The organism is Nocardia sp. CA-290969 (assembly GCF_050936135.1).
GTDB lineage: Bacteria > Actinomycetota > Actinomycetes > Mycobacteriales > Mycobacteriaceae > Nocardia.
Genome location: NZ_JBNJNJ010000004.1, coordinates 1 through 12,570 on the forward strand (window position 1 = coordinate 1; position 12,570 = coordinate 12,570).

At 64.6% G+C, this 12,570-nt stretch carries 19 protein-coding genes and 1 tRNA gene; 5 read left to right on the plus strand and 15 right to left on the minus strand.

The genetic code is table 11. The features are described from left to right. Positions 1-173 precede the first annotated feature (173 nt). The 11 genes from ACQEVO_RS37025 to ACQEVO_RS37075 all read right to left on the minus strand — a co-directional run bounded on the left by ACQEVO_RS37025 (position 174) and on the right by ACQEVO_RS37075 (position 6,062). Positions 174-320: a hypothetical protein gene (locus ACQEVO_RS37025; protein WP_432920139.1), complete on the minus strand. Its 147-nt coding sequence runs from the start codon at positions 318-320 to the stop codon at positions 174-176. A gap of 122 nt (positions 321-442) precedes the next feature. Then, on the minus strand, positions 443-1,774 hold the full coding sequence (locus ACQEVO_RS37030; RefSeq protein WP_432920137.1) for an AAA family ATPase: 1,332 nt from the start codon (positions 1,772-1,774) through the stop codon (positions 443-445). Continuing rightward, a complete protein-coding gene (locus ACQEVO_RS37035) occupies positions 1,771-2,028 on the minus strand; it encodes a hypothetical protein (protein ID WP_432920135.1) in 258 nt (85 codons plus the stop codon). Before ACQEVO_RS37035 ends, ACQEVO_RS37030 begins: the two co-directional genes overlap by 4 nt. After that, the gene (locus tag ACQEVO_RS37040) at positions 2,025-2,945 is read right to left on the minus strand and encodes a helix-turn-helix domain-containing protein (protein ID WP_432920133.1); all 921 of its coding nucleotides are present in this window, start codon (positions 2,943-2,945) and stop codon (positions 2,025-2,027) included. The genes ACQEVO_RS37035 and ACQEVO_RS37040 overlap by 4 nt, the downstream gene beginning before the upstream one ends. Positions 2,946-3,007: 62 nt before the next feature. Continuing rightward, complete coding sequence (locus ACQEVO_RS37045; protein ID WP_432920131.1) at positions 3,008-3,487, minus strand: hypothetical protein; 480 nt, start codon at positions 3,485-3,487, stop codon at positions 3,008-3,010. Further along, positions 3,484-3,849, minus strand: a complete 366-nt coding sequence (locus ACQEVO_RS37050) for a hypothetical protein (RefSeq protein ID WP_432920129.1) — start codon at positions 3,847-3,849, stop codon at positions 3,484-3,486. Before ACQEVO_RS37050 ends, ACQEVO_RS37045 begins: the two co-directional genes overlap by 4 nt. Positions 3,850-3,958: 109 nt before the next feature. Continuing rightward, on the minus strand, positions 3,959-4,402 hold the full coding sequence (locus tag ACQEVO_RS37055; RefSeq protein WP_432920127.1) for a hypothetical protein: 444 nt from the start codon (positions 4,400-4,402) through the stop codon (positions 3,959-3,961). Further along, complete coding sequence (locus ACQEVO_RS37060; RefSeq protein WP_432920125.1) at positions 4,399-4,653, minus strand: hypothetical protein; 255 nt, start codon at positions 4,651-4,653, stop codon at positions 4,399-4,401. Before ACQEVO_RS37060 ends, ACQEVO_RS37055 begins: the two co-directional genes overlap by 4 nt. Further along, positions 4,650-4,901 carry a hypothetical protein gene (locus ACQEVO_RS37065; RefSeq protein WP_432920123.1) on the minus strand — a complete coding sequence of 84 codons (252 nt, stop codon included), beginning with the start codon at positions 4,899-4,901 and terminating at the stop codon, positions 4,650-4,652. The genes ACQEVO_RS37060 and ACQEVO_RS37065 overlap by 4 nt, the downstream gene beginning before the upstream one ends. Then, on the minus strand, positions 4,898-5,704 hold the full coding sequence (locus tag ACQEVO_RS37070) for a phage antirepressor N-terminal domain-containing protein (protein ID WP_432920121.1): 807 nt from the start codon (positions 5,702-5,704) through the stop codon (positions 4,898-4,900). Before ACQEVO_RS37070 ends, ACQEVO_RS37065 begins: the two co-directional genes overlap by 4 nt. After that, positions 5,691-6,062 (minus strand): helix-turn-helix transcriptional regulator, encoded by a 372-nt coding sequence (locus ACQEVO_RS37075; protein ID WP_432923498.1) that lies wholly within the window; start codon positions 6,060-6,062, stop codon positions 5,691-5,693. The genes ACQEVO_RS37070 and ACQEVO_RS37075 overlap by 14 nt, the downstream gene beginning before the upstream one ends. Before the next feature lie 56 nt (positions 6,063-6,118). On the opposite strand from ACQEVO_RS37075, the gene ACQEVO_RS37080 reads away from it, so the two are divergent. Beyond that, a complete protein-coding gene (locus ACQEVO_RS37080) occupies positions 6,119-6,988 on the plus strand; it encodes an AMP-binding enzyme (protein WP_432920117.1) in 870 nt (289 codons plus the stop codon). Between the two features lie 48 nt (positions 6,989-7,036). Here the strand turns inward: ACQEVO_RS37080 and ACQEVO_RS37085 are convergent, their stop codons facing one another. Then, on the minus strand, positions 7,037-8,323 hold the full coding sequence (locus tag ACQEVO_RS37085; protein ID WP_432920115.1) for a tyrosine-type recombinase/integrase: 1,287 nt from the start codon (positions 8,321-8,323) through the stop codon (positions 7,037-7,039). Between the two features lie 178 nt (positions 8,324-8,501). Between ACQEVO_RS37085 and ACQEVO_RS37090 the strand changes: the two genes are divergently transcribed. The 4 genes from ACQEVO_RS37090 (at position 8,502) to ACQEVO_RS37105 (ending at position 10,013) form a co-directional block, all read left to right on the plus strand. Beyond that, positions 8,502-8,572: transfer RNA gene (locus ACQEVO_RS37090), tRNA-Gly, on the plus strand. 133 nt (positions 8,573-8,705) lie between these two features. Then, positions 8,706-8,993, plus strand: coding sequence for a hypothetical protein (locus ACQEVO_RS37095; protein ID WP_432920217.1), 288 nt, complete (start codon positions 8,706-8,708; stop codon positions 8,991-8,993). A 152-nt stretch (positions 8,994-9,145) separates the two neighbouring features. Further along, positions 9,146-9,604 carry a Panacea domain-containing protein gene (locus ACQEVO_RS37100; RefSeq protein ID WP_432920215.1) on the plus strand — a complete coding sequence of 153 codons (459 nt, stop codon included), beginning with the start codon at positions 9,146-9,148 and terminating at the stop codon, positions 9,602-9,604. Between the two features lie 37 nt (positions 9,605-9,641). Then, positions 9,642-10,013 (plus strand): hypothetical protein, encoded by a 372-nt coding sequence (locus tag ACQEVO_RS37105; protein ID WP_432920213.1) that lies wholly within the window; start codon positions 9,642-9,644, stop codon positions 10,011-10,013. A 43-nt stretch (positions 10,014-10,056) separates the two neighbouring features. Here the strand turns inward: ACQEVO_RS37105 and ACQEVO_RS37110 are convergent, their stop codons facing one another. From ACQEVO_RS37110 to ACQEVO_RS37120, 3 genes are read right to left on the minus strand one after another with little or no spacing between them, the layout of a single operon-like run. Next, positions 10,057-10,917 carry a helix-turn-helix domain-containing protein gene (locus ACQEVO_RS37110; RefSeq protein WP_432920211.1) on the minus strand — a complete coding sequence of 287 codons (861 nt, stop codon included), beginning with the start codon at positions 10,915-10,917 and terminating at the stop codon, positions 10,057-10,059. After that, on the minus strand, positions 10,914-11,450 hold the full coding sequence (locus ACQEVO_RS37115) for a DUF6879 family protein (RefSeq protein ID WP_432920209.1): 537 nt from the start codon (positions 11,448-11,450) through the stop codon (positions 10,914-10,916). Before ACQEVO_RS37115 ends, ACQEVO_RS37110 begins: the two co-directional genes overlap by 4 nt. Beyond that, positions 11,428-11,772 carry a hypothetical protein gene (locus ACQEVO_RS37120; RefSeq protein ID WP_432920207.1) on the minus strand — a complete coding sequence of 115 codons (345 nt, stop codon included), beginning with the start codon at positions 11,770-11,772 and terminating at the stop codon, positions 11,428-11,430. Before ACQEVO_RS37120 ends, ACQEVO_RS37115 begins: the two co-directional genes overlap by 23 nt. Between the last annotated feature and the right edge of the window lie 798 nt (positions 11,773-12,570).

Sequence of the window (12,570 nt, forward strand, 5' to 3'; positions counted from 1 at the left end):
CTCCGCGGTGCGGGTGCGGTTCTTGCAGTGGCGTCCCTGGCGGCACTCGTGTTCGACGGTGCCCTCAGTGCGCAGCGGTTTCCCGTCCGTGGGGATGCTTTTCCCGGTGCTGGTGAGGGTTTCAGGGTGTCGCATGGGTCCTCCTCGGTTCTCGCAGGTGGCAAGGCGGTGGTTCACAGGCGGTCTCCGGGCTTCCCGTTGGTGATGGAGCCGCGGCCCACGAGCAACGTGTTCAGGACGATCTGCAGTACCTCGCCCACCCGCCGGGCCCACCGGTCGGTCCTGTCGTGGTACGCGGCATGAAGCTCTGGGTCTGCCACGTAGGCCGAACAGGCCGGGCAGACGCTCACGCCCGGAGGCGGCGTAGACGGCGCCAGGCGGCTCCTGGGCGGTCCGTCGGGGGCGCTCTGGGATGTCCTGACGATTCGGACCGGTTTTCGGCTCATGAGGGGACCCCGACCTTCACGCCCGCCTGCTCGAGGCGCATCCAGTACTTGTCGTCGGCGGTCCACGGCAGCCGCTGATAGTCGTGATGCAACTGGGAGGGCCAGACGCGGTCCTCGCGGCCGCCGCGCCACGCCACGATGTCCACCCGTGACGGGTGCTCCTCCTCCTCGGTGCCCTGCGCCGGCCGCAACCCGAGACCGAACTCCGGCCACCGCAGAAACAGCGACGACCCGATCGGCTTCAGCGCCCGCGCCTCCCGTGCGCTGCCGTGCGCCACATGAGCCTCGGTGACGAGAGCGAACCGGTAGCGGACCCGCAGTTCATCGAGGCGGTCGGTCAGTTCCTTCGCGGCCTGCTCGTCCCGGGTGTCGAGGGTGTGCATTCGGTACAGCGGGCCCGCGATCACCATGTCCGGGTTCGTCGCACGGATCGCTCGCTCGACCTTCGCGAACTCACGCGGGTCGTTGAGTGCCACACCCTCGGGGCGGAGGACGAACCGCAACTGCTTCGACCAGTCCGGGATCGGACGGCCCGCCTTGTGGCAGCATTTCTCGACCATCCCGCGCATCCGCCGATACCGGCGCGCGGTCTGCCGTTCGCTGTTCTCACAGTCCACCACCAGCACCCGGCCCGGTTCGCCACCAGCGCAGCCGAGGAACGGGTTCAGGCCCGCGGACACGCACAGCGCCATCTGCGCCAGCAGGTACGACTTCCCGGTGCCCTCGAATCCGGTCACGATCAGCCGGTCCGTGCGCTCCAGGACGCCGGGGACCAGCCAGTCGTAGCTCTCCGAGTACTCCAGGACATCGGCCAGGCTCGCCGGCAGGTCGGCGTCGGTGACCGTGCCGGCCGATTCGGCGCGGATGGTGTTGAGTTCCTCGATCGCTCGGTCCACACCGACCCGCAGCGATTCGGCGTCGTCACCGATCACGCTGTGCTCCGCGAATTGCCGGAGCCGGATTGCCGCCACGTCGACCGCGCGAGCCTTGGCGAGCATCAACAGCCGGTCGAGGTGGAACCCGATCATGGTTCCCGTGGTCCGTCCCATCATCGCCAGGAGGAGGCGGTCAATCTGCCCGCCCATCCCGACCCCCAGGCGAGCCGTCGCGCGGCGCTGGACCGAAACGTGGTCGATGGGCTCGCCGTCGGCGGCCATGGCGCGCAGCACGGCGTGTAGTTCCTGGTGCAGCGGCCGGGAGAACGCGTCCGGCGGCAGCGCCAGCACCGAGGGCAGCAGGTGCGGGTTGTCCAGCGCCGCGGCGAGAACCAGTTGTTCGGCGCCGTCGTCGGCGAACGGGCCGCCCGATGCGATGTCGTGCACGGTCATGCCCCCTTCCAGTACTTCGCCGCGATCCGCTGGACGCGGCGACCAATGATTTGGACGAGGTGCAGACGCACCTCCAGATACGTTTCACAGCCGGGGAAATCGGGGTAGGTGAACCATTCCTGCCCGCACTGGCGGCAGCGGCCGTCTTCCGGGGCGTGCATTTCGGCGACGGCCTGGCCGAGGGCCGCCCAGTCGGCCTCTTCCTGGGATTCGGGTGCGCGCGAGATGATCGCGGCCATGTCAGCGACGCTCACCAGCGCGCCTCCACGAGATTCCCGGACCGGGGGTCCCGCATCGGCGCCGCTGACGGCTCCCGACCGTGCGACTTATTCCGCTCGTACTCGGCGAGCGCCCTGCCACGAAGCACGTCGTACTGCTTGCGGAACTTGGGCATCGAGCGAATGTTGTCTTTCCAGAACGGGTCCTGCTGGGACCAATCGAGCACGTTCAGGGCCTTCTGGAGATCGACGCCACGGCACTCGGGGCCGTCCCGATCGAGCAGCAGGCGCGCCTCCCGCCTCCATGCTTCGGTGATCGTGGGCGGTTTGGATCCGTTGGCGATGACGCTTTCCCGGAGCCGGTTACAGAGGGCATCGACGTCATCACGCTGTGGTTCGCGCTTCGGCTTCTGCTTTCGCGTCGTCGGCGATTTCGCCGATGACGAAGAAGATGCTTCAAAGGAAGCTTCTAAGGAAGCTTTGTCGGACATTGTGTCCCCCCTTGAGGGGACACAATGTCCCCGGTCGAGGGGACTTTCTGTCCCCTCTGAGGGGACGTCATGTCCGCCCTGAGGGGTCACTGTGTCCGAGCGGACATTATGTCCGGCCTGAGGGGACACAGTGTCCTCTCCAAAATCGTCGTTCAGAAGGTCCTCGGAACCGGCGAACTCCGTGAGCACCAGATCCCAGACGACCGGTCGCCGGCCAACCGGCAGGTGCTGAACAAGCCGTTGGTTGCCGCGGCGGATGAGCCCGCGAGTCTCCAGGCCGATCAGGGCGCGGCGAACGGTGCGCTCCGTGAAGCAGCAGCGCTCCTCCAACGTGCCCTGCGAGACCCGGACACCTTGACCGTGCTCGTCGGCGATCTCAGCCATGACCAGCAGCACGCACTTCTCGCTGCCGCTCTCCGTTTTCGCGACCCTGGCCGCCCAGCGGCTGGCTTGCCAACTCACAGTCCGGATCTCCTTCTCCGCGACAACGCGGGCGCGGCAGAACCGCGCCCGCGTTAACATCACTACTGACCTCCGGCCGCGAGTTCGCGGCGAACTTCGTCCTCGGACATCCCCAGGCACTGGCCGATCTCGGTGTCCGTCAGCGAGCACCGGCGACCGATATCCAGGTAGAAGTCGAGGTGTGCCCGGCAGTCCCGCGGTCGCTGACCGAAGGCATTGAGGACTTCGAACGCGAACTTGCGCATTCGCAGCTCCTGCTCGGAGCGGTGCCGGAGCTGCACGCACGCCACCCACCCGAGCCCGACTGCATAGCGCCACGCAGGCGGGCGGCCGGGGCCCTGGATGGCGACCTGTATCGCCATGCCGAGCAGTTCGTCCCGGCTGTTCTCGTCGAGCCCGGAGCGAGGAATGACGCGGACGGCACCGTCGTCGGTGGCAACTACGGTTCCGGCTTCGAACCACTCACCGTGGACCCGGATTTCGCCGAGGGGCGTCTCGAACTCGACGCCGAGGACTGCGGCGGTTTCGTAGACGCTGGTCACTGACCCACCGCCTCGGCACGGAACCATTCGCTCGCGTTGTGTCCGAAAGCCATACCGAGGAGCAAGAGTTCGGAGACCGTAGCCGTGTCGCGGCCATCGATCAGCGCGGATACGCGCTCGCGGGCGATCCCGGTCATCCGCTCGACCTCGGGCGCCGTCCGGCCGGACTGGGCGAAGGCGTCGCGCAACCGACGATGCACGTTCGCCACCAGCCGAGCGGTATCGGCGGTCATGGTGTCGGCGACCTCGGCGCAGTCGAGGCACTGCACGAACATCGGCTTGTACTCCCAGCCCGGGAGGTGCTTGCCGCAATCACCGCAGCGCACATCGACAACGAGGGGGCTGCCATTTTGATCAGTCACTGATAAGCTCCGATCTGGAGTGAAACTCCGCCGGGGTAGTGGCCGGCTGGAGTGGTAGAGAGGGAAGGCCGCCGCCGATTCGTCGGGGCGGCCTTCGTCGTTGGAGGCGTTACTCCGCGGGGACCGAGCGCAGCGCAGGCTTCGGCGGCAAAAGGACGACCTGAACTGTCGACGGCGGGAGGATATGGACCTCCCAGGAACCGTTGTCCTCGCCCGGATCGGCCAGGCGCCTACCGGTCACCACACCTGCCGTGTTCTTCGCAGGGTCCGGGTGCCAGACGTGCTCGAACGTGTATCCCTGCTCGATATCGACGCGGGTCGACACGGGGCGGCCGTCGCTGTAGTTGTCCCAGTCCAGGACAATCGGACCGAGCAGCGAGTGCATCTCGTCGATGAACTCGCTCAAGGCATCAAGTTCCGGTTCGATGCTGACCGTCGGGTGTGGGTGGTCGGCGAGCGCGCATGATGCGCTATCGGCGACCCAGCCGACGGTTCCGTTGGTCCGCTTCGCCAGGTACTTCAAGCAGTCCAGGCTGTTGTACGGGGTCGTCATCGCGACCCCCACGCGGGCAGGCTGCTGAGGTACCGGTCGAGGCTCTCGCGCAGGAACAAGTTCTTCGTGCCGAACTTCCTCGCGACGATCTTCTCCTCGCGGAGCAACTGGTTCAGAGCCGTCTTCGACATGCCGCTGTACTGCATCGCGGCTGCCAGATCGAGAGCGACCGGGCGCCGGTCCACGACCAGCTCAGCCAGCGCCTTCTCCACAGCCTCGGTGACCGCCCGGTCGATGTCGATGGTGCTCATGCCGCACCGTCCACGGGCGTGGCCAGGGCCTCCCGAACACCGTTCAGCGCCTCAATAAGCTCGTCGAGCTGCGCCAAGGTGAGGGTGACGTCGGCGGACCAACCGTGTGCCAGGACCACAAGCGCTGCGATATCGGGACCGTTCTGGACGCTGGCACCTCCGACGAGGACGGTCTGGCTGCCGGCGTTGATCTCCTCGGGTTCGGCCCACCACGCCCAGGGGGTCGGCCGCTCGATCGTGGGGCTCATGCCTGCACCCCCGCGTAGTACCTGTCCCAGACCTCGTCCATCAGGGGACGGTCCGCCTCGGTGTAGGCGTTGGCGTCGACGATCCGGCCGTTCTCGGCCTCCAGCGGGTACTTCTTCGGATCGACCCCGTACTTCAGGACGTAGGCGGCCTTCACGCGCTTGCCGAATACGCCGCTGATGGATTTCACCTCTGACCGGCGAAGCCCCTTCTCGGCCAGGTAGGACTGGGCGTACAGCGGGCGTGAGGTGGGATCCAGCTCGGGCGCCTCGCCGAGGCTGCGGGCGAGGACGATCCGTGCCTTCGCTTCCAGATGCTTTGCGTCGATGATGCCCTCGGCGAGACGGATGATCTCCATCTGCGTCCGGGCCCGGTTGGTGAGGCGATCGAGCTGGTCGACGCTGGCGCTGGGGTTGATGGCTCCGCCCTCGTGGAAGAAGGCATCCAGCGCATCGGCAGCCTCGGCCTGGTAGGCGCGGAGGTCGGCCCGGTGCTCCTCGCGGACGCGGTTCTCGTCGAGGGTGGCCAACCACATCGTCACAGTGCGACGGTCGATCCCGACCATGTCGCGTACTTTCCCGTCCGCGCCAACCGTGGAGAAATTCTCCACGGTTGCCCAGGACTTCCCTTTGAGCTTCTGGAGCTGGCCGGAGTAATCGAGGCCGAGGGACTCGACCACGGGGCGCAGTGCGGCGAGCCGCTTGCCGTCGGTCTGGATTGGCAACGACGCGCCCGGGACGACTACCGGGACGAGTTCACCGACCGAACCGATGTTCGGACGCAGCTGGTTACTAGGCTGAGACACGCTCGGCCTCCTCTTTCGTGGGGGTTGGAGTGGTAGAGGCGGCGGCACCCGGGACTTCTTGGCCGGAGGAACGGGTGCTGCTGCCGCAATCGATTAGCAACGGGGGATCGCTGCCTGGCAGGTCGCCCCTTCGTGTAGCCGACTCCTGTTCGGCAATCCAACGATCCACCTCGGACCGGCGGTAGACGATCCGCTTACGGCCCAGGCGAAACGATGTGGGGCCGATGCCGAGGTGGCGCCAGTACCGCAAGGTTCCCTGGGGGATGCCGAACTCTCGTTCGACCTGGGGTGTGGTCAGAAGGTCCACGCTCAGTTTCTCCTTCGCAAACCGGAACAACGATTCGTAAGGTACCACCACAAAACGATGTTGACAACGTCTTGTCGGGGCAACAACGTCACGTTAGGCTAGCCCTCGTGACCAGCGAGACCAACGAACCCAACGATTCTGGCCAGCTGCCATGGGAGGCGGTCTTCATCGAGAACATGAAGTTGCTTCGTGAGAAGAACGCGATCTCGCAGACCGAGCTGGCACGGTTGCTTGCCGACCGCGGACTGCCGTTTCACCAGCAGACCGTTCAACGGACGGAGACTGGTGTCCGCCCAGTCCGTTTGAACGAGGCCGCTGTTATCGCGGAGGTGCTGGGTGCGAATCTTTCGGTCATGCTGCAGACGCACTCTGCAGACGAGCAGTGGCTCTTCGAATTGGGTCGACGATTGAGCTACTACGTCACGCGCACGGAGCCGATCCTAAAAGAAGGCATCGACCTGATTCATTCAATCGATCGGGCATTGGCGCCCTTTCCTCAGGAGGATGCCGAGCAATTCAGGGAGCTAATTCCCATCGAGGGACTCAGGGAAGTCTTGAAGAATGCGCTTCACGGGCTTGCCGTGCAGCAGCGAATAATGTCTGAGCAGAGTTTTTCATCGGGCGCAGCTCAGGCGTCACTGCTGCCCGAACTGGAGTCCGTTGTGTGTGATTTGCCCTCCGTTGCGGAGGCTGTGGGATTAGTCCGCGAGAGCCCCACTGGAGGTCCCATGCTCGTGATGTTTGTAGTCCCGAAGCAGGATGCTGGCTACAGCGTTGAGGCCGTGCGCGACGCGCTCATGAAGACGGCGAAGCAAATACACGTACCGCTTGCGCTCGTCACTCTCGAGGAGATACCTCGGTACCGTAATGGGAAGCTGAATGCAAAAATGTTGCGCGAGTTCAATCTGATGAAGGGGCCACGAACGGGCGATCGACGGTCTCTCATTTTTGACCCATGGATAAAAACTAGGAAATAGGATTGCGGAGAGCCCGGCACGACCCCGCTATGGTCCCGGTCTTATGATTCACCGCCGCAATTCCTTCGGGACGATCACCTCGGGCAGCAGCAGCCGCGAGAACTCCCCCATACCCGCTCTTGCCCGATCCAAATTGACCTTCCGGTAAATCCTGTTCGCCGTCACCGTCGACTGACCCAGAATCTTCATACGGTCGTCCTCCGGGATCTCCAGCAAGTTGTTCGCCGTATGCCGGCCACCATGCCCCGGGATGATCGGCACCTCCGCCGCAGCCTGCGCGTCCTCCCACAACTCCGCATCACTCGCGAACTGGATCGGCTTACCCTTGCTCGACGTCCACACCAAGCCGTACTCGTTCGGCTCCCGCGTCTCCAGATACACCTGCAGGATCGCGGCCAGCTCCGGCGGCATCGGGATCAGATACGACTTCCGAGACTTCGGGCGTACCAGCGCGGCCCCGAAATACAGCGGCCGGACCTCGTAATCCCTCGGCGCGTCGTACCGGTCCGGATCGTCGGAGTACTTCATGCCCTCCTTCAGCGGAAGCCACTGCAACTGCCACGACTTGTCGATCGTGAGGTTGTCGAAGTCGATCCGGTCCTCCTCCAGGCCGAGGAGTTCACCACGACGCATCGCTGTCAGGTACCGAGCGGCAATCAGCGAGACGTACGGGTTCCGCCGGCGCAGCGCAGTGGAGATGACGGCTCGAGCCTGTTCGGCGGTGTGGTGAGGGATCTCCTCCGACACGGCCTTCGGGCGCGGAACCAGCTCGGCGACATTCTCGCGGACCAGCGGCGGCCGCTCCTTGCGTGCGTCATCGAGGGCTTGCTTGATCCGGTCGTAGGCGACCTGGATGGTGCGGGACTTCCATTTCGGAACGGTCTGTTTCTCGCCGTCGACAACGATTTCCTTGGTCGCCGTGGTGCAGTACTCGAGCAGGTACCGGATATGCGCCGGTTTGAGGTGCGGCAGTCGCACGTTCCCGATGGACGGGATGATCTGCTGGCGGGCGGTCGCTCGATACGACTTGTACACGTTCGGCGCGAGATGGGGCTTCTTGTGCTCGACCCATTGCAGGATCCAGGTTTCGACCGTGACGCCCCTCTTGATCTGCTCAACCCCTTGGGCGATCTCGAGCTTCAGCTGCTCCAGCCTCTCCAGTGCGACCGCCTTGTCCGCGGCGGACACCTGGGACCGGTACCGCTTCGGGTCCAGTTCGTCCGGGACATCCACTCGCCCGATCCACATCCCGTCCTTGCGTTGGAACAGCGCGCCCGCCCCCTTGGTGCGCCGTCGACGCTTCCCGGGGGTGCGGTACTTTTCTCGTTCGGCCATCGCGATCACCCTGCGGTCGTGGAGGGCAGAGGTGTGCAGGTTGTTTGCCACCCGAAACTGGCACGAACGTGCTAATCCCTCCGTAGCTGTACCCTATTACTGTACCCTATGACCGGGTACCGTACGGTATCGCGCAACTCGATAATTTGGTATCTACCAGGCGATTCGAGAGATCGACGCAGGTGAAAAACGTTGTCATATCTGCTTCCCAAGCAGATGGCGCGGGTTCGATTCCCGTCACCGGCTCCACCAGAAAACATACGCTGACCAGCTACGATGGCAAAATGTCATCCTCGGCGGAACTCGGGACTGTACCCAAAACTGTACCCAATGCGTACTGCGTCGATCGTCTCCCAACCTGCGCGTATCACCCCAGATCCGAGTGCGCCAGATCGTTGCTTCGCACACTCCAGATGACAGGACGCTGCAGGTCTTTCGGGGTCTCAGCTGGTTCTTCGCCGACCGACCGCGTGGTTTTCTCGTGAAGCGCGGCACGCCCGAGTATGAGGCGTACGTGAAGAAGATCGTCGACCAGGCGCCGCCGTTCTCGGAGGCGAAGCGCCGCTACATCCAGGCGTGGTTCGCCGAGGCTCGCATCAATCAGCGTGCACAAGGACTGCTTCCCGGCAGAGCCGGAGAGACGACACGCCCGAAAGCGAGACGTAGGTAACAGCAGCTGTGCCAAGGTGTATCAACCAACAACGGGCCCGACCTCGATAGTCGGGCCCGTTCCGTTACCAGGGGCTCCAGCCCTTGTCACAGCCAACCACTACACTGGGGATACTCGGAGAGACCGATGAAGCAATGCAAGCAGGGGCAATCATGGCCGGCAATCCGATGAGCGCAATCGACATCGCCCGGTGGTTCATTGCCTGGGCGGAAAACATCGACGCCGACATCACCAATCTGAAGCTGCAGAAACTGCTGTACTACGCACAGGGCCACCACCTCGCAGAAACCGGTCAGCGGCTGTTCAAGGAAGACATCGAGGCATGGGGCCACGGCCCCGTAGTGCCCGAGGTCTACCACCAGTACAAGGGCTACGGGTCGAACCCCATCGACCCCAATGAAGCCCTGGATATGTTCTTCGACTGGGATGATTACAAGCCCATCGAGAAGCGACTCCTCGACACCTGGGACGTCTACGGCAGCCTCGCCGCGTGGGCCCTGCGCAACAAGACGCACACCGAGGCGCCGTGGCGGGAAGCCTTCGAGTCCGGCGCGTACAACGAGGTCATCAAGCCCGACCGCCTGCAGCGTTTCTTCGCGGACGGTGTCTAACAAAAGGCGGGGATCGGCACCTAAGCACGACCCCGTAGTGAAGCCTGCCGCCGTCCCCACGTCCGCGGGCAGTGGCTACCCGATTCTGTGCCTGAGGCACCTCCAGGACAAGTTCGGGATCGACCAACTCGACGCGCAGCAGTGCCAGGAGTTCCTCAAGAAATGGCACAAGCGCGCGAAGCTGACCTGGAAGGAACTGGTCCAGCACGACAAGCATGGCCTCGGCTCGGAGAACCTGCCGAAGTCGGCGTTCAAGCCAGCGATCCCCGAGCAGTTCGAGCAGGACAAGTACATGGTCTTCCGGCATTCTGGCAATCAGCCATTCGTCGGGTTTCGCGCGGGCGACGTGTTCCACGTGCTCTGGATCGAAGCGAAGTGGAACGAGTTGTACGACCACGGGAAGAAGTGACCGCCCAGACGTGACGAGAGCCCAGCCGAAACGAATCGGCTGGTCAACCCCTATCCAACTTCGGGTAGGGGTTCGTTCGTGTTTCCAGGGCGGCCGTGATCAGCTCGCGGGCCCGGTCGCCGTAGAACGCCTGCTTGCTCAGGGCTTTCCACGCCTTCTCATACAGCGCCAGCTCCGACGCCGTCACCACCGTCAGCTCAGCGCTGATGGTCTCGATCATCGCGACCCGGTTGTCCAGGATGTCGAACGACGTCGTGATGTAGGTGAACTCGGCGGTCAGCGGCACCACCCCGAAGATGAGCCGCGGATTGTCGAACGCGGTATCGAGCAGGTGCTGAAGCTGGCCGGCCATCACAGCGTCGCCGCCGACCGTCTTGTACAGAGCGGCCTCATCGGCCAAGAGCACGAACCGGTGCCGGATCTGATCCAGCACCAGCTGCCGCTGCATCCTCGCTGCAACGGCCGCCTCGAGATCATCCGGGGTATCCAGGAACCGGATGCACTGGGCGAGAACCGCGCGCGCATAATCCTCGGTCTGCAACAGCCCCGGCAACACCACCGGCGCGTAGACCCGCTGCAGCCGGGCCTGCCCCTCGATCTCGACAGCGCGTTTCTGCCGGCGGGCGTGACCGGATGCCGCGACCCGCTTCCACTCGGTCCACTGGGCTTCCAGATTGCGCAGTGCGGCCACCAGATCCGGTTTCGCCAGCCGCGCGTCGCACACCTCACACCAAACGCCGATATCGGCCTCCGATGGTGTGCGCTTACCTGTTTCGATCCGTGACGTCTTCGACCAGTGCCAGCCGGCCGCGAGACTGAACTGGCGGCCGTCCAGGCCCGCGTCCCTGCGGAGTTCGCGCAGACGCGCGCCCAGAGCCTGCCTGAGCCGAAGAACATCGGTCACGCGGTATGCCGGTCCCGGTAGATGTCGTACGGAATTGCGGCGGCCAGCACCCGGTCCCGGATGGCCATAGCATTGCTGACCAGCACCGGATCCTCGGTGACCGCTCCACCGATCCAGTATCCGCGATCGTCGAACAGGCTGAACGACACAACACGGTTGTCGAGCAGCCAGAAGTCGTCACTCGCAGCGTCTGCCGGGTGCGCGTCCTGCCGGGCAAGATACCGAACCTGTTCACCGGCCGCTTCGTTGTGCCGGGCCAGCGCGAGCAGATACCGCGTGTATGCGGTGTGCGGCTCGCTCACGATCCGCACACGCCGCATCGTCACACCGCGCTCGGTCATCCGACGCACCTGATCGGTCCACGAGTCGAACCACTCACCGCCCGGGTCGCGGGACTCGTCTTCCCGCCACCGGCTAAGTGACTCCGACTCCGTCTCCGCCAGATAATCGTCACTGGTTTCGAGATGGAACGCAGACGATTTCGCCTCGTCGAGGAGGCGGTCGAAGGGGTCACCGCCGAGTACTTGGCGCATCCGGCGTCACCTCCGCTGCGATGGGCACCTCGACTGCCGTTTCGTGCCCGGGAATCTTCATGATCGCCAACGCTTCTGGGTCGGTGATCGGTGTCCCGGTCAGCAGGAATGTTCCGTGCCCGGTGTCCTGGAGTCCTGCGATGCATGTGCCCGGTTCGGCGTGGACGAGCAGGCGATGGGGAATTTCGATTCGATCGTCGTGGTCGGTCTTCCACCCCTGGACGGCGAAAGTGCCACGGTCGGTTTCGTATAGGCGCGGGGACCCTTGCCCGCCGGTCGGGCCGCCGAGGAATCTGACATGCATGATGAACGCCTTTGCCATGGGGTGCGGGGGATGAGGTCAATAGTCCCAGGTAATCCTTCGTTGGTGCAATGGTTCTGGCACTTTTTGGCACTTCTGTAGCCCGAGAGACCCTCTGGTTCATACCGTCGTGATAGCCCCGGCGCTGGCTCTCTTTTCCCCGATGCCGCACCGCATACCGCCGGCAACGACCCGGCGCCGGGTGCTCACCACTACAACCTCGCCAGGGGAGACGAAACCATGAGCGCACCGCCCCCGCTGACTGTACGAACACCGAGCCACCGCGCCGTCACAATCCGGCTCTGGCACACACGATCCCGGCCCCTCCTCGAACGGGTGCTAGCCGGGCTCCGGGCGCTGGATTATCCGGCCGCCTGCCGATCACAGGACACCCCGCGCGGCTACGCCCACGCCCACTATCTGATGGCCGACCATGCCAGACACCAGTGCCCCCGCTACCGTGCAGCTGTCGACTACGCCGTGGCGGCTCGGCCGTGAACGGCATCACCGGGGACCCGCACACCTGCATATGCCGGCGCGAGCCGTGGGTGACGATCGACATGCTCGGCGGTGTCCGGCCAGCGCGCCTCGGCGGCGGCCCAACCGTCCGTTGCCCCGACCGCGAGCACTGCCTCCGCGGCGCCCCTTTGGAGAAGGGCCGCCTTGGCGAACACTGGCGCAACCTCCCAGACGACTGCGTGTGGACCGGTATCCGGATCCGACCGTCTCAGCCCTGCATGTGCGGCGGCTGGCCGTGGGTTCGCTCCGGCCAAATGTCCCTCGTGATCCATGAACGGCTTATCCCGATCAACCCGATCC